A 24,313-nucleotide genomic window follows, 5' to 3' on the forward strand; every position below is an offset into this window, starting at 1 on the left:
CGCGTCGGCATCAGGCGATCTTGCCGTGGCACTGCTTGTACTTCTTGCCGCTGCCGCACGGGCACGGGTCGTTGCGGCCGACCTTCGGCACGTTGTCGGTATTCATGTGCACGGCCGCCTGCGGCGCTGCGCCGTGGCCGTGGCCATGGCTCATCGCGTCGCCGATCATTGCGGCGGTGGCCGCTTCGGCAGCAACCGGCGCGGCGGCGCCGGCTTCCGCGAACTCGGCATGACGGAACTCGACGTTCTCCAGATGACCGCCCTGCTCTTCCATCTGCTCCGCGGCCGCTTCGAGCTGCTCCGGCGACTGGATCTGCACGTTCATCACGATGCGCGTGACTTCTAGCTTCACCGCGTCGAGCATCGCGGCGAACAGTTCGAACGCCTCGCGCTTGTATTCCTGCTTCGGGTTCTTCTGCGCGTAGCCGCGCAGATGGATGCCCTGACGCAGATGGTCGAGCGCGGCCAGATGCTCGCGCCATGCGCGGTCGAGCGTCTGCAGCATGATCGAGCGCTCGAACGCGCTGAACGATTCGCGGCCGACCAGCTGGACCTTCGCTTCGTATCCCTCGTCCGCGGCGGCCTCGACAGCCTCGAGAATCTCTTCCGCGCTGATCGAGTTCGACTCGTTGATCATTTCCTGGATCGCGAGGTCGAGCTGCCATTCGTTGCGCAGCACTTCCTCGAGCTCGGGCACGTCCCACTGCTCTTCGATGCTGCCCACCGGCACGAACTGATGCACGATGTCGCCGACCACGCCGTGACGCATCGCGGTTATGGTCTCGGTGATGTCGTTCGCTTCGAGCAGTTCGTTGCGCTGCTGGTAGATCACCTTGCGCTGGTCGTTCGACACGTCGTCGTATTCGAGCAATTGCTTACGAATATCGAAGTTGCGCGCCTCGACTTTGCGTTGCGCCGATTCGATCGAGCGCGACACGATGCCTGCTTCGATCGCCTCGCCTTCCGGCATCTTCAGACGGTCCATGATCGCGCGCACGCGGTCGCCCGCGAAAATGCGCAACAGCGGATCTTCCAGCGACAGATAAAAGCGCGACGAACCCGGGTCGCCCTGACGGCCAGCACGGCCGCGCAGCTGGTTGTCGATCCGGCGCGACTCGTGACGCTCAGTGCCGATGATGTGCAGACCACCCGCGGCCTTCACCTGATCGTGCAGCGTCTGCCATTCGTCGTGCAGCTTCTGGATGCGGCGCTGCTTTTCTTCGTCGGAGAGCGTTTCGTCCTGCTCGATGAAGGACGCCTGCTTCTCCGCGTTGCCGCCGAGCACGATGTCCGTACCGCGGCCGGCCATGTTGGTCGCGATCGTGATGCGTTGCGGACGGCCCGCTTCGGCGACGATCGCCGCTTCGCGCGCGTGCTGCTTCGCGTTCAGCACTTCGTGCGGCAAGCCGGCCTGCTTCAGCAGATGCGACAGCAGCTCCGAGTTCTCGATCGACGTCGTGCCGACCAGCACCGGCTGACCGCGCTCGTAGCACTCGCGGATGTCACGGATCACCGCGTCGTAGCGTTCCTTCGCGGTCTTGTAGATCTGATCCTGCTTGTCGATCCGCTTCGGCGGACGGTTGGTCGGGATCACGACCGTTTCGAGACCGTAGATCTCGTTGAATTCGTACGCTTCGGTGTCGGCCGTGCCGGTCATGCCGGCCAGCTTCGCGTACATGCGGAAATAGTTCTGGAACGTGATCGACGCGAGCGTCTGGTTCTCGCTCTGGATCTTCACGTGCTCCTTCGCCTCGACGGCCTGGTGCAGACCGTCCGACCAGCGGCGGCCGGCCATCAGACGGCCGGTGAATTCGTCGACGATGATCACTTCGCCGTTCTGCACGACGTAGTGCTGATCCTTGAAGAACAGCGTGTGTGCGCGCAGCGCCGCGTACACGTGGTGCATCAGCGTGATGTTCTGCGGCGCGTACAGGCTTTCGCCCTCACCGATCAGGCCCCACTCGGAGAGCAGGCGCTCGGCCTTTTCGTGGCCAGACTCGGTCAGGAACACCTGCCGGCCTTTCTCGTCAAGCGTGTAGTCGCCCGGCTTCTCCACGCCGGTGCCGTCCGCCTTTTCTTCGCCGATCTGGCGCTCGAGCAGCGGCGGCAGCGCGTTCATGCGCACGTAGAGTTCGGTGTGATCTTCGGCCTGGCCGGAGATGATCAGCGGCGTACGCGCTTCGTCGATCAGGATCGAGTCCACCTCGTCGACGACCGCGAAGTTCAGGCTACGCTGCACGCGCGCGTCGGTCTCGTAGACCATGTTGTCGCGCAGGTAGTCGAAGCCGAATTCGTTGTTGGTACCGTAGGTGATGTCGGCGGCGTAGGCTTGCTGCTTCGCCGTGTGCTCCATCTGCGACAGGTTGATACCGACCGACAGACCGAGGAAGTTATAGAGACGCGCCATCCATTCGGCGTCGCGCTGGGCAAGGTAGTCGTTGACCGTGACCACGTGGACGCCGCGGCCCGACAGCGCGTTCAGGTAGACCGGCAGCGTCGCGACGAGCGTCTTGCCCTCGCCGGTGCGCATTTCGCTGATCTTGCCGTAGTGCAGCGCCATACCGCCGATCAGCTGCACGTCGAAGTGGCGCATTTTCAGTACCCGCTTGCTGGCCTCGCGGCAAACCGCGAACGCCTCGGGCAGGATCTTGTCGAGCGATTCGCCGCTCGCGACGCGCTGGCGGAATTCACCCGTTTTGGCGCGCAGTTGGTCATCCGTCAATTGCTCGATCTGCGGCTCGAGCGCATTGATCGCCGCGACGGTCTTTTGATATTGCTTGACAAGCCGCTGATTACGGCTGCCAAAAATCTTCTGTAGAAAACCGGTGGTCATCGGATCGGTGTCTGCGTCGCGGCTTCGGCTGGCTCGCGGTGTGCGCTACGCGCATACCGCGCCTGTGTCGGAAAGTCCTCGGCGGCTTAGTCCAAGAGTGAATTCGAATCGGGCATTTTAGCACGCGCCTCCGGCTGCGCTCGTGTCGGAGCCGTGACGGCGCCGGCCCCGGCCAGCCCCGCCGGGCAACCTTCGGCGCCGTGCGGACCGGCTTCGCAAGCTGCCCGCGCGGTACAATCGCGGCGTGAGCGCGCATGGGGCGAGCTCACGTGTCAATCCCAAACATGAGCCGTTTTTCGTCCTTTTCAAGGCCGCCGAAGCAGTTCGATCTGCGCCGCCCGCAACCGCTCGCCGAGGTTCTCGGCCGTACGGACGCATTCGCGGCGCTGCGCGCGGGCGTCGAGCAGATCGCCGCGCTCGAGAAGGATCTCCGCGAGCTTTTGCCCGATTATCTGGCGACTAGCGTCGAGCCCGGCTTCATCAAGGAGGGCGTGCTAGCCCTATTCGCTGCGCACAATGCACTCGCGGCGCGTCTGCGGCATCTGGAGCCGCGGCTGCTGGCGGACTTGCAGCAGCGCGGCTGGCCCGTGCAGGCACTGAAGATTCGCGTGCGGCCGCAGCCTCTGAAGGAACCGCCGCCCGTGAAGCAGGCGCGCATGACGCCGGCCGGCGCCGCCGCGCTGCAGGCGTTGAGCGAATCGCTCGAGCCGTCGCCGTTGCAGGAAGCGCTCGCGCGCATGGCTGCGCGGCATCGGCGCAATCGCTGAACGCTGAACGAAAAAAACGGCCCCGAGGGGCTAATGCCGTTCAGTTAAGGTCTCTTTTGAGGACCCGAACGGTATAACGAAATGGTCTGGATTTGACGGCCCGAGCGCAGGTGCGCCCGGGCCGTTTCTCGTTGGGAAGTTGCTTGAGCCGCTCACGCAGGCGCTTGAGTAGTGCGGGCAGTTTGCCGTACGAGCGCGTCACGGCCGCCCAGGCCATTTCGTACTGAATTGTGTGGAACGCGCGGACAAAGCTCAGTGCTTCGGGCGCGTGCCCGGCCTCCAGCGCTGCTTTGGCCATCTCCAGGCGAATCAGGTTATAGGCGATCAGGGCGCCCCAGAATTCCTGATAGACACCCTCCACGGTCTGACTGCGAAGGGTCAGCTCCATACCCAGCATCGACTGCTTCAGTTCATGGTAGCTGGTCTCGATCTGCCAGCGTCGCTCGTAGCACGACACAATGTCGACTGCCTTGAAACGTCTTCGATCAGTCAGGGAGGTCAGCAATATCCGCTGCCGTCCCCGCGCATCGAGGGCAAGCACGGCGCGCGCTTGCCAGAATTCGGGCAGATCCGGGCATTTGGCGCGGGCTTGGGGCGACACGCGCATGCGCACGGTCTGGTCGCCAGGTCCGCCACTCACCACCTCCCAGCACGTATTGGCCTTGGCCGGAATGATGAAGTGCCGGTTCTCGCCGCCTGAAACCAGATTGCACAGCAGCTGCGCCGACAGGAACCCTTTATCGAATACGGTGATGGAATTGGCTGGCACACGAGCGATGAGTTCACGCGCCCAGATCATCTCGTTGATATCGTAAGGACCGAACACCGCATCACGCACCAGATGCGTCGCAAGCGCAGTGAGCGTTACCGCGCGCAGCTGGGGATAGCTGCCAATGCGGCCATGAGCGGCGGCCGAGGCGCCGAAATGCCTGCGGTTGGCCGCACTGTCGGCGGTGCGCAGCGTGGTGCCATCCATCGCGAACAATGAGAACCCCTTGAAGAGGTGCTTCGCCTGATCCTGCGCAACCCAGTTTGCGGCCGATTCGTGAAACAGCCACGCCAGGGGCGCGGCGCCGATGCGCTGCCGCGCCTGGGCGATGGCGCTTTTACTGACAAATGACGCATCGGCTGCGGGTAGCGCCAGGTCCAGTTCATCGACGACTTCGCTGATCGACTGGTGCCGGTACAACGCCAGCGCAATCACCAGCCATACCACCTGCTGCGCGGGTAGCCGACGCCGACGCACGCTGGCGCTGCCACTGGCCTGCACTGCATACTCGATCCATTCGTACGGCAGATGCTGGCCCAGCCGGCCCCATTCAAGCGGCGGCTGTGATTCGACAAGCAGGCGCAGATCATCGACCAGCATGGCGATGAAAGTTAACATCGCCGCGTCCCGTTTACAACCGGTCTGCGCCAAAAACGAAAATGCCGTTCAGTCGCTTAACTGAACGGCATTAGCCCCGAGGGGCCGTTTTTCATTTGCCTGCCTGTCACGCTGGCTTTATGCGAAAGCCGTCTGCGTCTCGTACGCGAAGCCGCGCGGGGCCTTCTGCGTGTCGTCGAAGGTGACGATTTCGTACGAGTCTTCGTGCGCGAGCAACTCGCGCAGCAGCGCATTGTTCAGACCGTGGCCCGACTTGTACGCGGTGTACGACGCGAGCAGCGGGTGACCGATCACGTACAGGTCGCCGATCGCGTCGAGCATCTTGTGCTTGACGAACTCGTCGTCGTAACGCAGGCCGTCGTTGTTCAGGATGCGGTACTCGTCGAGCACGATCGCATTGTCCATGCTGCCGCCGCGCGCGAGGCCGAGCTCACGCATCATTTCCACTTCATGCGCGAAGCCGAACGTGCGGGCGCGCGCGATTTCGCGCACATACGACGTGTTGGCGAAATCCACTTCCAGCGCCTGGCCGGTTTTGTCCACGGCCGGGTGACGGAAGTCGATCGTGAACTTGAGCTTGAAGCCGAAGTACGGATCGAGGCGCGCGAACTTGTCGCCGTCGCGGATTTCGATCGGCTTCGTAACTTTGATGAATTTCTTCGGCGCGTTCTGCTCTTCGATGCCCGCCGACTGGATCAGGAACACGAATGAACCCGCGCTGCCGTCCATGATCGGGATTTCTTCGGCGGTGACGTCGACGTAAAGATTGTCGATGCCAAGACCGGCGCAGGCGGACATCAGATGCTCGATGGTCGACACGCGCGCGCCGTCTTTCTGCAACACGGAAGCCAGACGCGTATCGCCAATCGCCATCGCCGACGCAGGAATGTCCACCGGCGTGGGCAAATCCACGCGCGAAAACACGATGCCAGTGTCCGGCCCCGCCGGACGGAGCGTCAGATTGACTTTACGGCCGGAGTGCAACCCGATGCCGACAGTCTTGACGATCGATTTGATTGTGCGCTGCTTCAACATGGTGGTCTTCTGTTCGATTGAAAATCCTAATCAGGACTTTTTATTCCATAGCGCGAATTATACTCCAATCGCCAGACCAGCGTCTTTGCGGGGAACGTGACAATCTGTTTCGCTGCATTACCCATTGGACTTAGCGACGGAAAGCGTGACGGGCCGATGCCCCGGAACGGAGGCGTTTCCGGTCATCGGCCCGCGTAACGGCCTGTCACAAAAGCGTCGCAATCACCGTTGCCGTCACGCCACGCGGCATAAGCGCGCGGGTCGCGGCGAAGGTGCGACGTCAGCAACTAGCTCAACGTGGCGAGAATACTCGCTGCATCGCTGACTTCGAATTTGCCGGCAGCCTCGACGTTCAGCGTCTTGACCACGCCGTCGTCGACCACCATCGCGTAGCGCAGGGAACGAATCCCCATGCCGCGCGCCGACAGATCCTGCTCGAGACCAAGCGCCCGTGTAAAAGCCGCACTACCGTCCGCCATCATGCGCACCTTGCCCGAGGTGTGCTGATCGCGTCCCCACGCGCCCATGACGAACGCGTCGTTGACGGACACGCACCAGATTTCGTCGATGCCGGCAGCGCGCAACTGCTCGGCATGCTCGACATAGCCCGGCACATGTTTGGCCGAACAGGTCGGCGTAAACGCGCCGGGCAATCCGAAGATCACCACGCGCTTGCCCGCCGTCTGCTCGCGCACGTCGAAACTGTTCGGTCCGATCGTGCAGCCCGCCCGGTCGTCTTCGACATACTCGAAGAGCGTCGCGTCGGGCAGCTTTTCACCTTCCTTGATCATGCTCAGTCCTTTGCATCGATGCGAAGCACGCTCGCACGTCCTCGTGTCGCAGTGAATATCGGTTCGGCCGTATCAACTATAAGCCACACCGTGCGGCGGCAGTCACTCCGTCCGCTTCGCGAATCCGCAGAGGGCAGTTGCCCCTGCCGCGAACCAGACGATACGCGACCTGCTTGCCGTTCACCCGCCACGCTCGTGCATTCGTCCGCCAGCGCTGCACTTGCGACCCCAGTCGCAGCGCCGCAACGAAGCCTGCCCGTGCGCTCAGTCCGCCTGCTTGCGCAGGAACGCCGGAATGTCGTACGTATCGACGCCCTTTTCCTGCAGCGCCTGCACGTGCGAGGCCGCCGTGTCGCGCGAGGTGCGCCACACCGCAGGCGTGTCGAGCGCGCCGTAGTCGGCCGTGCTGGCATGGCCCGCCGCCGGTGCGTACGCTGCGTGCGCCATCGCGCCGACCGGCTGGTTGTCGGTGCCGGTGCGCAGCAGCGTCATCGGTGCCGATTGCTGCTTCTTCGCAGCGCGGCCGAGACCCGTTGCCACGACCGTCACGCGCAGCGCGTCGCCCATTGCATCGTCGTATACGGCGCCGAAGATCACCGTCGCATCTTCCGCGGCATAGCTCTTGATCGTGTTCATCACTTCGCGCGTTTCCGACAGACGCAGCGAACGGCTCGACGTGATGTTGACCAGCACGCCACGCGCGCCGGACAGATCGACGCCTTCCAGCAGCGGGCTTGCGACGGCCTGTTCGGCCGCGAGACGCGCGCGATCGACACCGGCAACCGTCGCCGTGCCCATCATCGCCTTGCCCTGCTCGCCCATCACGGTCTTCACGTCTTCGAAGTCGACGTTGACGAGACCGTCGACGTTGATGATTTCCGCAATGCCCGCAACCGCGTTGTTCAGAACGTCGTCAGCGCACTGGAAGCACTTGTCCATCTCGGCGTCGTCGCCCATCACCTCGAACAGCTTGTCGTTCAGCACGACGATCAGCGAGTCGACGTGATCCTCCAGTTGCTGCGAACCGGCTTCCGCCACGCGCATGCGCTTGCCGCCTTCGAATTCGAACGGCTTGCTGACGACGCCGACGGTCAAAATACCCATTTCCTTCGCGATCTGCGCGACGACCGGTGCCGCGCCAGTGCCGGTGCCGCCACCCATGCCGGCGGTGATGAACACCATGTGCGCGCCGCGCAGTGCGTCGGCGATACGCTCGCGTGCTTCTTCAGCGGCTGCGCGGCCCATTTCCGGCTTCGCGCCAGCGCCCAGACCCGTGTTGCCGAGCTGGATCACCGCGGTGGCGCGCGAACGCGACAGTGCCTGCGCGTCCGTGTTCATCACGATGAAGTCGACGCCTTGCACGCCTTTGTTGATCATGTGCTGAACGGCATTGCCGCCAGCGCCACCGACTCCGACGACCTTGATGATCGTGCCGCTCGTTTCGGTTTCCAGCATCTGGAATTCCATGTTGCCTCCGTCAAGATAAAAAGTTACTGCCACTCGGCGTTATCCGGCAGGAGATCGGGCAACCTCCTGTCGCGCACCGGCCGCCGGCACCAGCGCGAATTTCTCGAAACCCTTGGTCAGAAGTTGCCGAGGAACCAGTCCTTCATGCGCGAGAACACCTGTCCCATCGACCCCGACTGCACCGCAACCTTGCGCCCGCGCATGCGCTGCGAGCGTCCTTCGACGAGCAAGCCCATCGCCGTCGAATAGCGCGGATTGCGCACGACGTCGGCGAGACCGCCCGCGTATTCCGGCACGCCAATGCGTACCGGCTTCAGGAAAATGTCCTCACCGAGCTCGACCATGCCGATCATCATCGACGCGCCGCCCGTCAGCACGACGCCCGAGCTCAGCAGCTCCTCGTAACCCGACTCGCGCACCACCTGCTGCACGAGCGAAAACAGTTCTTCGACGCGCGGCTCGATCACGGCCGCCAGCGCCTGGCGCGACAGCGTGCGCGGACCGCGCTCGCCGAGCCCCGGCACTTCGATCATCTCGTCCGGATCCGCGAGCGCCTGCTTGGCGATGCCGTAGTCGACCTTGATGTCTTCGGCATCCGGCGTCGGCGTGCGCAGCGCCATTGCGATGTCGCTGGTGATCTGGTCGCCGGCGATCGGAATCACGGCGGTGTGGCGGATCGCGCCTTCGCTGAAAATCGCGATGTCCGTCGTGCCGCCGCCGATGTCGACCAGCACCACGCCCAGCTCCTTTTCGTCTTCCGTCAGCACCGCGAGCGACGACGCGAGCGGCTGCAGGATCAGATCGTTCACTTCGAGGCCGCAGCGGCGCACGCACTTGACGATGTTCTGCGCCGCGCTGACCGCGCCGGTGACGATATGCACCTTCACTTCGAGGCGGATGCCGCTCATGCCGATCGGCTCGCGCACGTCTTCCTGACCGTCGATGATGAATTCCTGCGTGAGGATATGCAGCACCTGCTGATCGGTCGGGATGTTGATTGCCTTGGCCGTTTCGATCACGCGCGCGACGTCCGCCTGCGTGACTTCCTTCTCCTTGATCGCGACCATGCCGCTCGAATTGAAGCTGCGGATATGGCTGCCGGCGATCCCGGTGAACACGTTCGTGATCTTGCAGTCGGCCATCAGCTCGGCTTCCTCGAGCGCGCGCTGAATCGACTGCACGGTGGCTTCGATGTTCACCACCACGCCCTTCTTGAGCCCCTTCGACTCGCTCTGGCCGAGACCGATCACCTCGTAGTGACCCTCGCCCTTCAACTCGGCGACGATGGCCACTACCTTCGACGTCCCGATGTCGAGGGCGACCAGCAGATCCTTATAGTCTTTACTCATAGCGTGCTCAGTGCGTGTGATGTCCGTTTACTTCTTGCCCTTGTCGGGTTCGCTGATGAAGCGCATGCCAGCGGCACGAATCGCGAAACCGTTCGGATAGCGCAAGTCCGCATTCTCGATATCCTTTCCCCAACGTTGCGTCACCGCGCCCCATGCCGCGGTCAGGCGCTTGCTGCGATCGGCCAGCGTGTCCTGATTGCGTTCGCGGCCCAACTCCACCTGCGTGCCGTTCGACAGCTTCACCGTCCACGCATAGCGCGGCGACAGCGTCACTTCCTCGGGCGTCGCGTTGATCGCCGCGAACCACTTCTGGAAGTCGTGATAACGCGCGACGACTTCCTTCGCCGTACCGTCCGGGCCGTCGAACGCGGGCAGCTCTTCTTCGAGTTCGCCCTGGTTCGCGGTGAACAGCTCGCCGTCGACGCTTACCAGCTGATCGCTGCCCCACGTCCCTAGCGGCTTGTACTCCTCGAGCGTGACAGCCAGCGCATTCGGCCACACGCGCCGCACGCTCGCGTGACGCACCCACGGCATCTGCTCGAACGCCTGACGCGCGGCGTCGAGATCGACCGTGAAGTAGTTGCCCTTCAGGCGCCCCACGACGCCGGCGCGCACCGTCGGCGAATTGATGTGCTCGGTATCGCCGTCGATCTGGATCTCGCGCAGCGCGAAGTTCGGGCGCTGGATCAGCCAGTAACCGCCCGCCGCCAGCAGCACGAGCACCAGCAACGCGTGCAGCGCGTTGGTGGCGAGATTGAGCTGGCGAACGTTGTTCCACATGGTGTTGCTTGCGCTTACCTTTGGTTAATCCTGCAGCGTCAGCGCCAACACGCCGACCACGAGTTCCTGATAGCTGATGCCGACCGCGCGCGCCGCTTTCGGCGGCAGCGAGTGATCGGTCATGCCAGGCGCCGTGTTCACCTCGAGGAAGTACGGCTTGCCGTCGCCATCGAGCATGAAGTCCGCGCGGCCCCAGTCGGTGCAGCCGAGCACGTCGAACGCGCGGCGCGCGAGCACTTTCAGGCGCGCTTCTTCTTCGGCGCCGAGACCGCACGGAATCAGATACTGCGTGTCGTTGGCGATGTACTTCGCGTGATAGTCGTAAAACTCGCCGGCCGGCACGATGCGGATCACCGGCAGGTCCAGATTGCCGGCGATGCACGCGGTGTACTCGCCGCCGCCTTCGATGCTCTTCTCCACCACGACGATACGGTCGTACTTCACGGCCTCGATCAACGCGGCCGGCAGCGCGTCCGCGCTCTTCACCTTGATCACGGCGACGCTCGAACCTTCGCTCGCCGGCTTCACGAACAGCGGCAGACCGAGCTTCGCGACGATCTCTTTCGCGCGCGCTTCGTAGTCGTCACCGCGCAGCACCGCTTCGAACGGCGGCGTCGGAATGCCGAGCTGCTGCCACACGAGCTTGGTGCGGAACTTGTCGAGACCGAGCGCCGAGCCGAGCACGCCGCTACCCGTGTAGCGGATGCCGTAAAAATCGAGCGCGCCCTGGATCTGGCCGTTTTCGCCGTAGCCGCCATGCAGCGCGTTGAATGCGCGCACGAAGCCTTCATCCTTCAACGCCGACAGCGGACGCTCGGCTGGATCGAACGGATGCGCGTCGACGCCGGCGTCGCGCAGACCTTGCAACACGAGGCGCCCGGAATTGAGCGACACTTCGCGCTCGGCGGAATTACCACCGAGCAGCACGGCCACCTTGCCGAATTGTTTGGGATCGATACTGCTCATCTCACACCTTCAGTTCCTGAGCGAGGCGACCCGGCACACCGCCGATCGAACCCGCGCCCATCGTAATCACCACATCACCGTCGCGCACCACCGTAGAGAGCGCGTCCGGCACTTCATCGACCGTATCGACGAACACCGGCTCGACCTTGCCGGCGACACGCAGCGCGCGCGCCAACGCGCGGCCGTCCGCGGCGACGATCGGCGCTTCGCCGGCCGCATAGACTTCGGTCAGCACGAGCGCGTCGACGGTCGACAGCACCTTCACGAAATCCTCGAAGCAATCACGCGTGCGCGTGAAGCGGTGCGGCTGGAACGCCAGCACCAGGCGCCGGCCCGGAAATGCGCCGCGCGCCGCCGCCACCGTGGCGGCCATTTCGACCGGGTGGTGACCGTAGTCGTCCACCAGCGTGTAGGAGCCCGCGGCCTGGCCGTCGCTGACGACCGGTACTTCGCCGTAACGCTGGAAGCGTCGGCCGACGCCGTTGAAATCCGCGAGCGCTCGCTGGATATCGGCATCTTTCACCTCAAGTTCAGTCGCAATTGCAATTGCGGCCAATGCGTTCTGCACGTTGTGCTCGCCCGGCAGGTTCAACGTGACGTCGAGCGGCGCCGCGTCTTCGCGCATCACGGTGAAATGCATGCGACCTTCGCGCGCTTCGACGTTGACCGCGCGCACCTGTGCATCGGCCGCTAAACCGTAGCGGATGATCGGCTTCGACACGAACGGCAGGATCTCCTTCACGTTCGGATCGTCGACGCACAGCACCGCGATGCCATAGAACGGCAGACGGTGCGTGAATTCGATGAACGCCTGCTTCAGACGCGCGAAGTCGTGACCATAGGTATCCATATGATCGGCGTCGATGTTCGTGATGACTTCGATCACCGGGAACAGGTTCAGGAACGAGGCGTCCGATTCGTCCGCCTCGGCGACGATGAAGTCGCCGGTGCCCAGACGCGCATTCGCGCCCGCGCTGATCAGCCGTCCGCCGATCACGAAGGTCGGATCGAGCCCGCCCGCTGCGAGCACGCTCGCGACCAGCGACGTGGTGGTGGTCTTGCCGTGCGTGCCGGCGATCGCGATGCCCTGCTTCAGCCGCATCAGCTCCGCGAGCATCACCGCGCGCGGCACGATCGGAATGCGGCGATGACGCGCGGCCAGCACTTCCGGGTTGTCGCTGCGCACCGCGGTCGACACCACCACCGCGTTCGCGCCTTCGATGTTCTCCGCTGCGTGCCCGATCGAAATGCGCGCGCCGAGCCCGGCGAGCCGCTCGGTGACCGCGTTGCCCGACAGGTCCGAGCCGCTCACCTGATAGCCGAGATTGACGAGCACTTCGGCGATGCCGCTCATGCCGACGCCGCCGATGCCGACGAAATGAATGTGTTTGACGATGTGTTTCATTGCTTTCCTTCTGGGCTCACGCCCGCCATCGAACCCGCACCCGCCACCGTCGCGCAGATCTGCGCGACCTGTTCGGTGGCATCCGGTTTCGCGAGCGAGCGCGAACGCTCCGCCATTTCCGCGAGGCTTTCCCGCGTCTGGCTGCGCAACCAGTCGGCGAGCTTTTCCGCCGACAGATCGCGTTGTTGCACGACCAGCGCCGCGCCGTTATCGGCGAGGAACGCTGCATTAGTGGTCTGGTGGTCGTCGACCGCGTACGGGAACGGCACGAACAGCGCCGCGACGCCGACCGCCGATATCTCCGACACCGTCATCGCGCCCGAGCGGCAGATCACCAGATCGGCCTGCGCATAGGCGCTCGTCATGTCGTCGATGAACGGCACCAGCGACACGTCCGCGCCTGCCTGCAAGCCCGCGGCCGCGTAGTTCTCGCGCAGTGCGTCGATATGCTTCGCGCCCGCCTGATGCACAATGCGCGGCCTTTCATTGGGCGCTAACAGCGCGACCGCGCGCGGCACGACTTCGTTCAACGCGGCGGCGCCGAGACTGCCGCCCACCACGAGCACGTTCAGCGGACCGTTACGCTGCGCGTAGCGTGCTTTGGGTGCATTCGCGCGCGCAAGTTCCTCACGAATCGGATTGCCGGTCCATTCGCCATGCGGCAGCGCATTCGGAAACGCCACCAGCACGCGTTTCGCGAGCTTCGCGAGCACCTTGTTCGCGAGACCCGCGATCGAATTCTGTTCGTGCAGCACGAGCGGGCAGCCGCTCAGCGTGGTCATCAGCCCGGCCGGGAACGTGATGTAGCCGCCCATGCCGAGCACGACGTCGGGCTTCACACGGCGCAGCACGCTCAAGCTCTGCGCGCATGCGCGCAACAGGTTCACCGGCAGCATCAGCTTGGTCTTCAGACCTTTGCCGCGCACGCCGCCGAAGCGGACGTACTCCATCGGGATGCCGTGCTTCGGTACGAGCGTCGCTTCCATGCCCGCGGGGTTGCCGAGCCAGACGACTTTCCAGCCCCATGCCTGCATCAGATGCGCGACCGCGAGTCCCGGGAACACGTGTCCCCCGGTGCCGCCGGCCATCACCATCAGCGTGCGTTGTGGCAGAGCCGTCATACCTTGCCCCCACGCATCAACAAAAATGACGATTCGTTTTGGCTCCGGCCGCTGCGCTTAACTTCGCGCGCGTTGCGCACGAAGTTAGCCTGCGCCGAAATCGTGTGTTGCTGCGTGGGGGTCATACCTTCCCCCCACGCATCAACAAAAATGACGATTCGTTTTGGCTCCGGCCGCTGCGCTTAACTTCGCGCGCGTTGCGCACGAAGTTAGCCTGCGCCGAAATCGTGTGTTGCTGCGTGGGGGTCATACCTTCCCCCCACGCATCAACACACGATTTTCATAATCCACCCGCATCAGCACGGCGATCGCCACACAGTTCAGCAAAATGCCCGATCCGCCGTAGCTGACGAGCGGCAACGTGAGGCCCTTGGTCGGCAGAAGACCGAGGTTCACGCCCATGTTGATGAAGGTCTGCGCGCCGAACCAGATGCCGACGCCCTTCGCGACCAGACCTGCGAACGTGCGATCGAGCGCGAGCGCCTGACGGCCGATCTCGAACGAGCGGCGCACGATCCAGTAGAACATCAGGATCACGACGAGCACGCCGACGAAACCGAGCTCCTCGCCGATCACCGCGAGAATGAAGTCGGTATGCGCTTCGGGCAGATAGTTGAGCTTCTCGACGCTGCCGCCGAGACCAACGCCGAACCATTCACCGCGTCCGAACGCGATCAGCGAGTGCGTCAGCTGATACGCCTTGCCCTGCGCGTAGCGATCGTCCCACGGATCGAGGTACGCGAAGATCCGCTCACGACGCCAAGGCGACGCCCAAACCAGCAACGTGAACGTGCCCACCGCGGTCGCGACGAGGCCGCCGAACAGCTTGCCGTTCACGCCGCCGAGGAACAGCACGCCCATCGCGGTCGCCGCGATCACCATGAACGCGCCCATGTCCGGTTCGAGCAGCAGCAGCGCGCCGACCAGACCGACCGCGACCGCCATCGGCAAAAAGCCCTTGGCGAAGCTGTGCATGTATTCCTGCTTGCGCACCGTGTAGTTCGCCGCGTAGATCGTCACCGCGAGCTTCATGATTTCCGACGGCTGCATGTTCGTGATGCCGAGCGGAATCCAGCGGCGCGCGCCGTTCACGCCCTTGCCGACGTGCGGAATCAACACGATCACGAGCGCGACGAGCGAGATCAGGAAGAGCTTCGGCGCGTACTTGTCCCACGTCGAAATCGGAATGCGGAACGATACGATGCCGACCGCCGAGCCCATCAGCACGAAGACGATCTGGCGCACGAGGAACGCCCAGTCGCGATACGACGCGTACTTCGGCGAATCGGGCATCGCGATCGACGCCGAGTACACCATCACGATGCCGAGTCCGAGCAGCGCGACGACGACCCACAGCAGCGAGTGGTCGTAGTCGAGCATGCGCGAGCGCAGCGGCCGCGCGCCGTTGACCGCGCTCGCGAGACCGCTGCCGCCCGTGCGGGTCGACGTGCGGGAAGACGTACCTGCGGCGGCGCCGTTGCCGCCGGCGGCTTCGCGCGAGCCGAAACGTTCCGACCAGCTCATATCATCGTCCCCCGCTCGGCCGCGATATCTTCGACCGTGCTGCGGAATACCGCCGCACGGTGTGCGTATCCCTTGAACATGTCGAAGCTCGCGCACGCGGGCGACAGCAGCACCGCGTCGCCGGGCTGCGCGATTGCGGTGGCCGCGCGCGTCGCTTCTTCGAGCGTCGCGTGATCGGTCATCGCGACGCCGCAATGTTCGAGCGCCGCGCGAATCTGCGGCGCGTCGCGGCCGATCAGCATCACCGCGCGGCACCAGCGCATCACCGGGGCGGCGAGCGGCTCGAATTCCTGGCCCTTGCCATCGCCGCCCGCGATCAGCACGACACGCTGGGCGAGACCGTCGAGCGCGGCGACCGTCGCGCCGACGTTGGTGCCCTTGCTGTCGTCCACATAGTCGATGCCGTCGATCGACGCAATCAGCTCCACACGATGCGGTTCACCGCGGTATTCGCGCAAGCCGTGCAGCAGCGGCGCACCGGGCAGGCCGATCGCGCGTGCGAGCGCGTATGCGGCCAACGCGTTCGCGGCGTTGTGCAGGCCGCGGATGCGCAGCGCGTCGGCGGGCATTAGACGCTTCAGCGCGATGTCGGGCGTTGCGGCTGCTTCGTTCTTGCGACGGCGCTTCGGCGTGGGCGCCCCGAAGGAAGTCCCCCTGGGGGATTCATCGGTCGCATCACGATCTTGTGCTTCGACGAGCCACACCATGCCGTCGTCGCGAAACAGGCCGTAGTCGCCGTCGTTCTTCGGCTCGGTCACGCCAAACGTGATGACCTCCGCCTCGCCGCTGGTGGGCGCGAGCGACATCACACGGGCGTCGTCGCGATTCAGCACGCGCACCGTTCGTGTCCCGAAGATGCGGCCCTTCGCGGCCGCGTACGCATCGAGTCCGCCGTGCCAGTCCAGGTGATCCTGCGTGATGTTCAGCACGGCGGCCGCGTCCGGCGTAAATGTATGCGAGGTCTCCAGCTGGAAGCTCGACAGTTCGAGCACCCACACGTCGGGCAGCGCGGTCTGGTCGATCGCTTCGGACAGCTTGTCTAGTAGCGACGGGCTGATGTTGCCCGCCACCGCGACCTTCTTGCCCGCGCGTTCGCACAGCAGGCCGGTCAGGCTCGTGGTCGTGGTCTTGCCGTTCGTGCCGGTGATCGCGATCACCTTCGGCGCGTAGCCGGACTCGCCGAGCGTGCGCAGCGCCTGCGAGAACAGCTCGAGTTCGCCCCACACCGGAATGCCGCGCTCGCGTGCCGCCGTGATCAGCGGCAGCAGATCGGCGGCCAGCGGCGACAGCCCCGGGCTGATCGCAACCAGCTCGACGCCTTCGAGCAGTACCGGCGAAAACGGACCGCCGACGAAATCGGCATCGACACCATGCGCTTCGAGCGCGGACAGGTTCGGCGGCACTTCGCGCGTATCCGCCACGCGCAGCCGACAGCCGTGCCTGGCGCACCAGCGCGCCATCGCGAGACCGGATTCACCCAGTCCCAGCACGAGCACCATCGGCTTTTGCCGATCCCGAAACTTCTCGCCGAACATCGCCTGCTTCCTTAAATACTGCTGCTTAACGCAATTTGAGAGTGGACAAACCGAATAGGCACAACATCAACGTGATGATCCAGAACCGCACGACCACCTGGGTTTCCTTCCAGCCCGACAATTCGAAATGGTGATGCAGCGGCGCCATCTTGAAGAACCGCCGCCCTTCGCCGTAACGGCGCTTCGTGTATTTGAACCACGTGACCTGCAGCATGACCGACAGCGTTTCCGCAACAAAAATGCCACCCATGATGAACAGCACGATTTCCTGACGCACGATCACCGCGACCGCGCCGAGCGCGCCGCCGAGTGCGAGCGCGCCGACGTCGCCCATGAACATCTGCGCCGGGTGCGTGTTGAACCACAGGAACGCAAGCCCCGCGCCGCCCATCGCCGAACAGAAAATCAGCAATTCGCCCGCGCCGGGAATGTGCGGAAACAGCAGGTATTTCGAGTAGACCGAGCTGCCCATCACGTACGCGAACACGCCGAGCGACCCGCCGACCAGCACGACCGGCATGATCACGAGGCCGTCGAGGCCGTCGGTCAGATTCACCGCGTTGCTCGCGCCGACGATCACCAGATACGTCAACACGATGAAGCCCCACACGCCGAGCGGATAAGTGATCGACTTGAAAAACGGCAGCAACAGGTCGGCGCGTGCGGGCAGGCCCATCGACAGGCCGCTGCGCACCCACGCCATGAACAGGTCGAACACTCGCACGTTGCTCGCCTCGGACACGCTGAACGCGAGATAAACCGCCGCGAACAGCCCGATCACCGATTGCCAGAAATACTTCTCGCGCGATGACATGCCGCGCGGGTCCTTGTAGACGACCTTGCGGTAATCGTCGACCCAGCCGATCACGCCGAAGCCGAACGTGACGAGCATCACGATCCAGATGAAGCGGTTGGTCAGATCCGCCCACAGCAGCGTGGCCACGCCGATGCCGAGCAGGATCAGCACGCCGCCCATCGTCGGCGTGCCCGATTTGACGAGGTGAGTTTGCGGGCCGTCCTTGCGAACGGCCTGGCCGACCTTCATCGCGGTCAGCTTGCGAATGACCGCCGGGCCGCAGACGAGCCCGATCAACAACGCGGTGATGGTCGCCATCACCGCGCGAAACGTCAGATAACTGAACACGCGCAAGAAGCTTGCGTCATTCTGCAGCCATTGCGCCAGCGCCAGTAGCATGCCTGGATCCTTCTTTTAATGTGCGGCGGGCGTCGAGCCCGCGGCGTTGGGTTGTGGACTCGTAACGGCGTCCACCACGCGCTCCATTTGCATGAAGCGCGAGCCTTTCACGAGAAGCGTTGCGGCAGCGCCGAAACCGGCCTGCTGCAGTTGCGCGACCAGCGCGCCGACATCGGCGACGTGGTGCGCGCCCGCGCCGTACGCGGTGCAGGCGTCGCGCGAGGCGTCGCCCATCGCATACAGCGCGTCGACACCGCGCTCTTTTGCATACGCGCCGATTTCGCGGTGAAACACCGGGCCGTTGTCGCCGACTTCGCCCATGTCGCCCATCACGAGCACACGCGGCGATTCACGCGACGCGAGCACGTCGATCGCGGCGCGCATCGAATCGGGATTCGCGTTGTAGGTGTCGTCGATCACGGTTGCGCCCGCGAGCGAGCCGAGCGCGGCCTGCTTGACTTGTAGACGGCCCTTCACCGCGCCGAACGATTCGAGACCGCGCTGGATCGCGTCGAGCGATACACCCGCGGCCAACGCGGCCGAAGTCGCCGCGAGCGCGTTGTGCGCGTTGTGATTGCCGAGCACCTGCAGCGTCACGTCGAGACGGCCTTGCGGCGTGTCGATGCTCAAGCGCTTGCCGTCGAACGTGCCCTGCACCGCGGCTTCGGTGGTGCGCTCCGCATTGTTCAGCGCGAAGTCGATGATGCGATTGCCGGTGGCGGCGACACGCCAGATGCTCGCGTACGCGTCGTCGGCGGGGAACACTGCCGTGCCTTCCGGCGACAGCGCGTGAATCACGCTCGCGTGTTCGAGCGCGACCGCTTCGACGGTCGCCATGAATTCCTGGTGCTCGCGCTGCGCATTGTTGACGACCGCGACCGTCGGCTCGGCGAGCTTCGCGAGCTGTTCGGTTTCGCCCGGATGGTTCATGCCGAGTTCGACCACCGCGAGCCGATGCGCGGCATGCAGACGGAACAGCGTGAGCGGCAGGCCGATGTCGTTATTGAAATTGCCGGCGGTGGCGAGACGCGCATCCGCGCCGACCGCGGCCGCGAAAATCGACGCGATCATCTCCTTGACGGTGGTCTTGCCGTTGCTGCCGGTGACCGCGACGAGCGGAAGGTCGAACTGACGACGCCAGCCGCGCGCGAGTGCGCCGAGCGCTTCGCGCGTATCGGCGACGCGAATCGCTGGCACGCTCCAGTTCTCCGGCGTGCGCGCGACCAGCACGGCCGCGACGTTGCGCTCGGCGACTTGCGGCAAGAAGTCGTGCGCGTCGAATCGATCGCCCTTGATCGCGATGAACAGATCGCCGGGGCCGGCGCTGCGGCTGTCGGTCGACACGCGTTCGAAGCGCACGCTGTCGTCGCCGGTGACGCTCGCGCCGGGGATCTGCGCGGCGGCTGCACGTAGCGAGAACATCGTCATTCGCCACCTCCGCGAGTTTGTGTGGCCCGCGCGGCGAGCGCGAGGCGGGCGTGGTCCTGATCGGAGAAAGCGCGTTTCTTGCCCATGATTTCCTGTGTGGCTTCGTGCCCCTTGCCGGCCAGCACGATCACGTCTTCGCGCGCGGCGCCGCGGATCGCCTGCAGGATCGCGCTCGCGCGGTCCTCGACGCGGCGCGCCTTCGACGCATCCTGCATGCCCGCGGCAATCTGCTCGATGATCGAGAGCGGATCTTCGCTGCGCGGGTTGTCGCTCGTCACGACGACGTTGTCCGCCAACCGCTCGGCGATCGCGCCCATCAGCGGACGCTTGGTCGCATCGCGGTCGCCGCCGCAGCCGAACATGCAGACGAGTTCGCCGCCGCGCGCGGTTGCGATCGGGCGCAGTGCCTCGAGCGTTTTTTCGAGCGCGTCGGGTGTGTGCGCGTAATCGATCACGACGAGCGGCTCGTCGTTTTGCAGGCGGCCGCCCAGACGCTGCATGCGGCCGTTCACCGGCTCCAGCTTTGCGAGCTCGGCGAGCGCCGCGCCGAACGGCACGTCGGCGGCGAGCAGCACGCCGAGCACCGCGAGCAGATTGCTGACGTTGAACAGGCCGAGCGTCTGCACTTCGACATCGGCGTTGCCCCAGTCCGAAGTGCTCAGATGGAACGCGGTGCCGGTCGCGGTGGCACGCACGTTCGATGCAGCGAGCCACGCGTCGGCTTGGTGTGCGCCCTTGGCGTCGGCGTCGCCATGCTCGCCCTCGATGCCATAGGCGATCGTGCGCGCGTGACCACGCGTGCTCGCGAGCAAACGCCGGCCGGCGGCATCGTCGCGATTGATCACGGCCGCGCGCAGTTCGGGCCATGCGAACAGACGCGCCTTGGCGGTTTCGTAGGCCTCGAACGTGCCGTGATAGTCGAGATGGTCCTGCGTCAGATTCGTGAACACGGCGATGTCGAAAGCGGTGCCGTTCACGCGCCCTTGATGCAGCGCATGCGACGACACTTCCATCGCCACCGCCTGCGCGCCGGCGTCACGCAATTGCGCGAGGCTGCGCTGCAATTGTGGCGCGTCGGGCGTCGTGAAGCCGGTGTGCACGAGCTGGCCAACGAAGCCGGTGCCGAGCGTGCCGACGATCGCACAGCGCGTGCCGCGCGCGGACAGCGCCGCGGCAACCCACTGGCTGCACGACGTCTTGCCGTTCGTGCCGGTGATGCCGACCGCGAGCATCGCGTCGCTCGGATCGCGATACCACGCGCTCGCGATCGTGCCGGCGAGTTCGTTCAATGCCGGCACCGCATGCGTGACGGACGCGTCGAGCTTGCCGGTGAAGCCTTCGGGTTGCACGAGCACGGCGGCCGCGCCGCGCTCGATCGCCGCATCGATGAATGCGCGGTTGTCCGCACCATCGACCGCGTACGCGAAGAACGCGTCGCCCGCTGCTAGCGAGCGCGTATCGGCGTGCAGATGCGCGTCTGGCTGCACGTGCGCGTGCAGCCAGCTGAGGGCGTCGGCGATCTGCCGGTGCGCTGGATGTTGCTCGCGCAGCGCGCTCATCGCTCGACTCCTGGATGGGTTTTCTGGTTGGCGGAAATGGTCATTTTCTTCACGCCGGGGTTCGTCGACAGCTTCTTCGCCCCGGACGGCGCGGACGGAGTGCCGGGCGCGGGCGGCGCCGAATCGTCGGACACGACCATCTGCTTGACGGGCATGTCGGGCGGCACGTTCAGGGCGCGCAGCGTATCGCCGACGATGCCCGAGAACACCGGCCCCGACACCTGGCCGCCGAAGTGGCTACCCGCCGTCGGCTCGTCGACCGACACGGCGACGACGATGCGCGGATTCGGCATCGGCGCCATGCCGACGAACGACGCGCGATATTTCGAGTGGTCATAGCCGTGCGGCCCATGCTTGTACGCGGTACCGCTCTTGCCACCGACGCGATAGCCGGGCACCGCCGCATCCGGCGACGTGCCTTGCGCCGACACGACGGTTTCGAGCATCGCGCGCACTGCACGTGCGGTGGTCGGCGAAAAGATCTGCGGACCGGTGGCCGGCTGGTCACCCGGCGCATGGAAAATCGTCACCGGCATGATCTGGCCGTCGTGCGCGATCGCGGTGTACGCGCGGCCGAGCTGGAACAGCGACGCCGACAGGCCGTAGCCGTACGACATCGTCGCCTGCTCGATGCGGCGCCAGCTCTTCCACGGACGCAGACGGCCCGCCGCCGCGCCCGGAAAACCGACCTTCGGCGCCTGGCCGAGACCGATGCTGGTATACATGTTCCACATTTCTTCGGGCCGCAGTTGCATCGCGATCTTGGTCGCGCCGATGTTGCTCGACTTCTGGATCACGCCGCCGACCGTCAGCACGCCGAAGCCGCTGTCGTCGGTGATCGGCGCGCCGTCGAGTACGAAGTGACCGTTGCCCGTATCTACCAGTGTAGTCGGCGTCACCCGGTGCAGATCGAGTGCGAGCGACACCGTGAACGGCTTCATGATCGAGCCCGGCTCGAACGTGTCGGTCAGGATGCGGTTGCGTAGCTGCTCGCCGGTCAGGTGCGAGCGGTCGTTCGGGTTGTAGGTCGGGTAGTTGACGAGCGCGAGCACTTCGCCGGTGCGCACGTCGATCACCACCGCCGCGCCGGCCTTCGCCTTGAATTTCTCGACGGCCGCCTTCAGGTTCGTATAGGCGATGTACTGGATCTTGCTGTCGATCGACAGATCGACGTCCTTGCCGTTGTGCGGCACGACCTGCTCGTCGACGTCCTCGATGATGTGGCCCATCCGGTCCTTGATCACGCGACGGCTACCCGATGTGCCCGCGAGCAGCTTCTGGTCGCCGAGCTCGACGCCTTCCTGGCCCTCGTCCTCGACGTTGGTGAAGCCGATCAGGTGAGCGGTGATCTCGCCTTCCGGATAGAAGCGCTTGTACTCGGCGCGCGAGTAAATGCCGGGGATGTCGAGCGCCGCGACTTTTTCGGCGACGTCGACCGGCACCTGGCGCTTCACGTAGACGAAGGTTTTGTCTTCCGACAGCTTCGAGCGCAGTTCCTTCGTGGTCATGCCGAGCAGTTTGCCGAGCGCGTCGAGCTTGTCGGCGCCGAGGTCGTCCGGCACCGATTCGGGAATCGCCCAGATGGCGCGCACCGGCAGACTCGTGGCAAGCACGAGGCCGTTGCGGTCGAGAATCTTGCCGCGCGTGGCCGGCATGTCGATGCGGCGCTGATAGCGGATTTCGCCTTGCTTCAGATAGAACGCATTACCCGGCCCCTGAATCCAGAACGCGCGCGCGGCGAGCGCGACGAACGCCATGAACAGCAGGAACACGACGAGCTTCGAGCGCCACATCGGCAGGCGCACCGACAGAATCGGGTTGGCCGAAAACGCAACGCTCTTGCGGGCCGACGATTTTTTCATCGCGTGGCTCCGCGACGGGTCGCGACCGGCGCCGAGGCAGGCGCGGAAGTCGGAATGGGAGCGTCGGTCGCCGTCGCGGCACCCGGGGCGAGCGTCAGGTACTGCGTGCGGCCCGTGGTGGCCGATTGCATCTTCAGCGAGGCCGTGGCGAGTTGCTCGATGCGCGAGGTTTTGGACAGCGCGCTCTGCTGATATTGAAGCTGCGAATAGTCCTGCTGCAGCTGACGCTCCTGCGACTGCGCGCGCTGCAGCTGGATAAAGATCTGACGCTGCTGATTGGTCGCGTTGACGACCGACAAGGCACAGCCCATCACGATGATCAGCAGGAAGATATTGAGGCGGTTCATGGCGCGATCCGCTCCGCCACGCGCATCACGGCAGAACGGGCGCGCGGGTTGTCGGCGACTTCAGCGTCGCTCGCAAAGACGCGGCCGATGATCTTGAGCGGAGGGCTCGGCAGGTCGACCGCGCGGATCGGCAGGCGGCGATCGACCGCCGGCGCACTTGCGTGCGCCTGCATGAATCGCTTGACGATACGGTCCTCGAGCGAATGAAAGCTGATGACCACCAGCCGCCCCCCTTGCTCCAACAACGACAACGCTGCTTCTAGAACGACTTGCAGCTCCGCAAGCTCTTGATTGACGTGAATCCGTATAGCCTGAAAGGTGCGGGTTGCCGGGTCCTTGCCCTTCTCACGGGTTTTGACGACGTTAGCCACGATTTGGGCAAGCTCGCCCGTGCTGACGAGAGGCCCAAGACGGTCGGACTCTGCCCGGCGAGCAACAAGCGCCTTTGCAATCTGAAAAGCAAACCGTTCTTCCCCATAATCTCGTATCACCTCCGTCAGTTCCTGCACCGTAGCCCGCGCGAGCCAGTCAGCCGCGGATTCGCCGCGCGTCGGGTCCATCCGCATGTCGAGCGGGCCGTCGGCGCGGAAGCTGAAGCCCCGCTCCGGATCGTCGACTTGCGGCGACGACACGCCCAGATCCAGCAACACTCCCGACACACGCCCTACCCCGCGCTCCGCCATCGCGGCGCGCAGTGAAGCAAAACTCTCGTGGACGATGGCAAAGCGCGGGTCGGCGATCTTCTGCGCCGTCGCGATCGCGAGCGGATCTTTATCGAACGCGATCAGCCGCCCCGCTTCACCGAGCCGCTCAAGTACGAGGCGGCTATGGCCGCCACGGCCGAACGTGCCGTCCACATACGTGCCGTCGGCGCGCGTGACCAGCGCATCGACCGCTTCGTTTAACAGCACCGTGCGATGCTGCAATTCGTTTCTCATCGCAGAAGCCATATAAATAAGCCG

At 64.7% G+C, this 24,313-nt stretch carries 19 protein-coding genes; 1 reads left to right on the plus strand and 18 read right to left on the minus strand.

What is annotated here, in order from left to right; all coding sequences use genetic code 11:
• Window positions 1-10: 10 nt before the first annotated feature.
• On the minus strand, window positions 11-2,833 hold the full coding sequence (gene secA / locus BC1002_RS13580; protein ID WP_013090601.1) for a preprotein translocase subunit SecA: 2,823 nt from the start codon (window positions 2,831-2,833) through the stop codon (window positions 11-13).
• Window positions 2,834-3,117: 284 nt separating this feature from the next.
• On the opposite strand from secA, the gene BC1002_RS13585 reads away from it, so the two are divergent.
• The gene (locus tag BC1002_RS13585) at window positions 3,118-3,600 is read left to right on the plus strand and encodes a DciA family protein (protein WP_018437619.1); all 483 of its coding nucleotides are present in this window, start codon (window positions 3,118-3,120) and stop codon (window positions 3,598-3,600) included.
• Window positions 3,601-3,640: 40 nt separating this feature from the next.
• Here the strand turns inward: BC1002_RS13585 and BC1002_RS13590 are convergent, their stop codons facing one another.
• From BC1002_RS13590 to rsmH, 17 genes are all read right to left on the minus strand, one after another.
• Entirely contained in the window at window positions 3,641-4,969 is a 1,329-nt protein-coding gene (locus tag BC1002_RS13590; protein WP_041734442.1) for an IS4 family transposase, read from the minus strand.
• A 135-nt stretch (window positions 4,970-5,104) separates the two neighbouring features.
• Complete coding sequence (lpxC, locus tag BC1002_RS13595) at window positions 5,105-6,022, minus strand: UDP-3-O-acyl-N-acetylglucosamine deacetylase (protein ID WP_013090604.1); 918 nt, start codon at window positions 6,020-6,022, stop codon at window positions 5,105-5,107.
• 287 nt (window positions 6,023-6,309) lie between these two features.
• Window positions 6,310-6,813, minus strand: coding sequence for a peroxiredoxin (locus tag BC1002_RS13600; RefSeq protein WP_013090605.1), 504 nt, complete (start codon window positions 6,811-6,813; stop codon window positions 6,310-6,312).
• 264 nt (window positions 6,814-7,077) lie between these two features.
• A complete protein-coding gene (ftsZ, locus tag BC1002_RS13605; protein WP_013090606.1) occupies window positions 7,078-8,280 on the minus strand; it encodes a cell division protein FtsZ in 1,203 nt (400 codons plus the stop codon).
• A gap of 116 nt (window positions 8,281-8,396) precedes the next feature.
• On the minus strand, window positions 8,397-9,629 hold the full coding sequence (ftsA, locus tag BC1002_RS13610; protein ID WP_008921172.1) for a cell division protein FtsA: 1,233 nt from the start codon (window positions 9,627-9,629) through the stop codon (window positions 8,397-8,399).
• Window positions 9,630-9,656: 27 nt separating this feature from the next.
• Window positions 9,657-10,409, minus strand: a complete 753-nt coding sequence (locus BC1002_RS13615) for a cell division protein FtsQ/DivIB (RefSeq protein WP_013090607.1) — start codon at window positions 10,407-10,409, stop codon at window positions 9,657-9,659.
• A 24-nt stretch (window positions 10,410-10,433) separates the two neighbouring features.
• Window positions 10,434-11,375, minus strand: a complete 942-nt coding sequence (locus tag BC1002_RS13620) for a D-alanine--D-alanine ligase (protein ID WP_013090608.1) — start codon at window positions 11,373-11,375, stop codon at window positions 10,434-10,436.
• Between the two features lies 1 nt (window position 11,376).
• The gene (murC, locus tag BC1002_RS13625; protein WP_013090609.1) at window positions 11,377-12,780 is read right to left on the minus strand and encodes a UDP-N-acetylmuramate--L-alanine ligase; all 1,404 of its coding nucleotides are present in this window, start codon (window positions 12,778-12,780) and stop codon (window positions 11,377-11,379) included.
• Window positions 12,777-13,901 (minus strand): undecaprenyldiphospho-muramoylpentapeptide beta-N-acetylglucosaminyltransferase, encoded by a 1,125-nt coding sequence (gene murG / locus BC1002_RS13630; protein WP_013090610.1) that lies wholly within the window; start codon window positions 13,899-13,901, stop codon window positions 12,777-12,779. The genes murC and murG overlap by 4 nt, the downstream gene beginning before the upstream one ends.
• 246 nt (window positions 13,902-14,147) lie before the next feature.
• Window positions 14,148-15,425: a putative lipid II flippase FtsW gene (gene ftsW / locus BC1002_RS13635; protein WP_013090612.1), complete on the minus strand. Its 1,278-nt coding sequence runs from the start codon at window positions 15,423-15,425 to the stop codon at window positions 14,148-14,150.
• Window positions 15,422-16,960 (minus strand): UDP-N-acetylmuramoyl-L-alanine--D-glutamate ligase, encoded by a 1,539-nt coding sequence (murD, locus tag BC1002_RS13640; RefSeq protein WP_013090613.1) that lies wholly within the window; start codon window positions 16,958-16,960, stop codon window positions 15,422-15,424. The genes ftsW and murD overlap by 4 nt, the downstream gene beginning before the upstream one ends.
• A 25-nt stretch (window positions 16,961-16,985) precedes the next feature.
• Window positions 16,986-18,155 (minus strand): phospho-N-acetylmuramoyl-pentapeptide-transferase, encoded by a 1,170-nt coding sequence (mraY, locus tag BC1002_RS13645; RefSeq protein WP_013090614.1) that lies wholly within the window; start codon window positions 18,153-18,155, stop codon window positions 16,986-16,988.
• A gap of 15 nt (window positions 18,156-18,170) precedes the next feature.
• A complete protein-coding gene (locus tag BC1002_RS13650; RefSeq protein ID WP_013090615.1) occupies window positions 18,171-19,583 on the minus strand; it encodes a UDP-N-acetylmuramoyl-tripeptide--D-alanyl-D-alanine ligase in 1,413 nt (470 codons plus the stop codon).
• A complete protein-coding gene (locus BC1002_RS13655; RefSeq protein ID WP_013090616.1) occupies window positions 19,580-21,142 on the minus strand; it encodes a UDP-N-acetylmuramoyl-L-alanyl-D-glutamate--2,6-diaminopimelate ligase in 1,563 nt (520 codons plus the stop codon). Before BC1002_RS13655 ends, BC1002_RS13650 begins: the two co-directional genes overlap by 4 nt.
• Window positions 21,139-23,004, minus strand: coding sequence for a peptidoglycan D,D-transpeptidase FtsI family protein (locus tag BC1002_RS13660; RefSeq protein ID WP_013090617.1), 1,866 nt, complete (start codon window positions 23,002-23,004; stop codon window positions 21,139-21,141). Before BC1002_RS13660 ends, BC1002_RS13655 begins: the two co-directional genes overlap by 4 nt.
• Window positions 23,001-23,351 carry a cell division protein FtsL gene (gene ftsL, locus BC1002_RS13665; protein WP_013090618.1) on the minus strand — a complete coding sequence of 117 codons (351 nt, stop codon included), beginning with the start codon at window positions 23,349-23,351 and terminating at the stop codon, window positions 23,001-23,003. The genes BC1002_RS13660 and ftsL overlap by 4 nt, the downstream gene beginning before the upstream one ends.
• Window positions 23,348-24,301, minus strand: coding sequence for a 16S rRNA (cytosine(1402)-N(4))-methyltransferase RsmH (rsmH, locus tag BC1002_RS13670; RefSeq protein ID WP_035492159.1), 954 nt, complete (start codon window positions 24,299-24,301; stop codon window positions 23,348-23,350). The genes ftsL and rsmH overlap by 4 nt, the downstream gene beginning before the upstream one ends.
• Window positions 24,302-24,313 lie beyond the last annotated feature (12 nt).

It is taken from the genome of Paraburkholderia atlantica, assembly GCF_000092885.1.
Taxonomy (GTDB): domain Bacteria; phylum Pseudomonadota; class Gammaproteobacteria; order Burkholderiales; family Burkholderiaceae; genus Paraburkholderia; species Paraburkholderia atlantica.

Excerpts from the sequence above, each read along its gene's own strand:
- lpxC (WP_013090604.1), bottom strand. The coding sequence starts at position 6,022 with ATGTTGAAGCAGCGCACAATCAAATCGATCGTCAAGACTGTCGGCATC.
- BC1002_RS13620 (WP_013090608.1), bottom strand. The coding sequence starts at position 11,375 with ATGAGCAGTATCGATCCCAAACAATTCGGCAAGGTGGCCGTGCTGCTC.
- murG (WP_013090610.1), bottom strand. The coding sequence starts at position 13,901 with ATGACGGCTCTGCCACAACGCACGCTGATGGTGATGGCCGGCGGCACC.
- rsmH (WP_035492159.1), bottom strand. The coding sequence starts at position 24,301 with ATGGCTTCTGCGATGAGAAACGAATTGCAGCATCGCACGGTGCTGTTA.
- BC1002_RS13600 (WP_013090605.1), bottom strand. The coding sequence starts at position 6,813 with ATGATCAAGGAAGGTGAAAAGCTGCCCGACGCGACGCTCTTCGAGTAT.
- BC1002_RS13615 (WP_013090607.1), bottom strand. The coding sequence starts at position 10,409 with ATGTGGAACAACGTTCGCCAGCTCAATCTCGCCACCAACGCGCTGCAC.
- murD (WP_013090613.1), bottom strand. The coding sequence starts at position 16,960 with ATGTTCGGCGAGAAGTTTCGGGATCGGCAAAAGCCGATGGTGCTCGTG.
- ftsW (WP_013090612.1), bottom strand. The coding sequence starts at position 15,425 with ATGAGCTGGTCGGAACGTTTCGGCTCGCGCGAAGCCGCCGGCGGCAAC.
- BC1002_RS13660 (WP_013090617.1), bottom strand. The coding sequence starts at position 23,004 with ATGAAAAAATCGTCGGCCCGCAAGAGCGTTGCGTTTTCGGCCAACCCG.
- murC (WP_013090609.1), bottom strand. The coding sequence starts at position 12,780 with ATGAAACACATCGTCAAACACATTCATTTCGTCGGCATCGGCGGCGTC.
- BC1002_RS13585 (WP_018437619.1), top strand. The coding sequence starts at position 3,118 with ATGAGCCGTTTTTCGTCCTTTTCAAGGCCGCCGAAGCAGTTCGATCTG.
- secA (WP_013090601.1), bottom strand. The coding sequence starts at position 2,833 with ATGACCACCGGTTTTCTACAGAAGATTTTTGGCAGCCGTAATCAGCGG.
- ftsZ (WP_013090606.1), bottom strand. The coding sequence starts at position 8,280 with ATGGAATTCCAGATGCTGGAAACCGAAACGAGCGGCACGATCATCAAG.
- ftsA (WP_008921172.1), bottom strand. The coding sequence starts at position 9,629 with ATGAGTAAAGACTATAAGGATCTGCTGGTCGCCCTCGACATCGGGACG.
- ftsL (WP_013090618.1), bottom strand. The coding sequence starts at position 23,351 with ATGAACCGCCTCAATATCTTCCTGCTGATCATCGTGATGGGCTGTGCC.
- BC1002_RS13590 (WP_041734442.1), bottom strand. The coding sequence starts at position 4,969 with ATGCTGGTCGATGATCTGCGCCTGCTTGTCGAATCACAGCCGCCGCTT.
- mraY (WP_013090614.1), bottom strand. The coding sequence starts at position 18,155 with ATGCTACTGGCGCTGGCGCAATGGCTGCAGAATGACGCAAGCTTCTTG.
- BC1002_RS13650 (WP_013090615.1), bottom strand. The coding sequence starts at position 19,583 with ATGACGATGTTCTCGCTACGTGCAGCCGCCGCGCAGATCCCCGGCGCG.
- BC1002_RS13655 (WP_013090616.1), bottom strand. The coding sequence starts at position 21,142 with ATGAGCGCGCTGCGCGAGCAACATCCAGCGCACCGGCAGATCGCCGAC.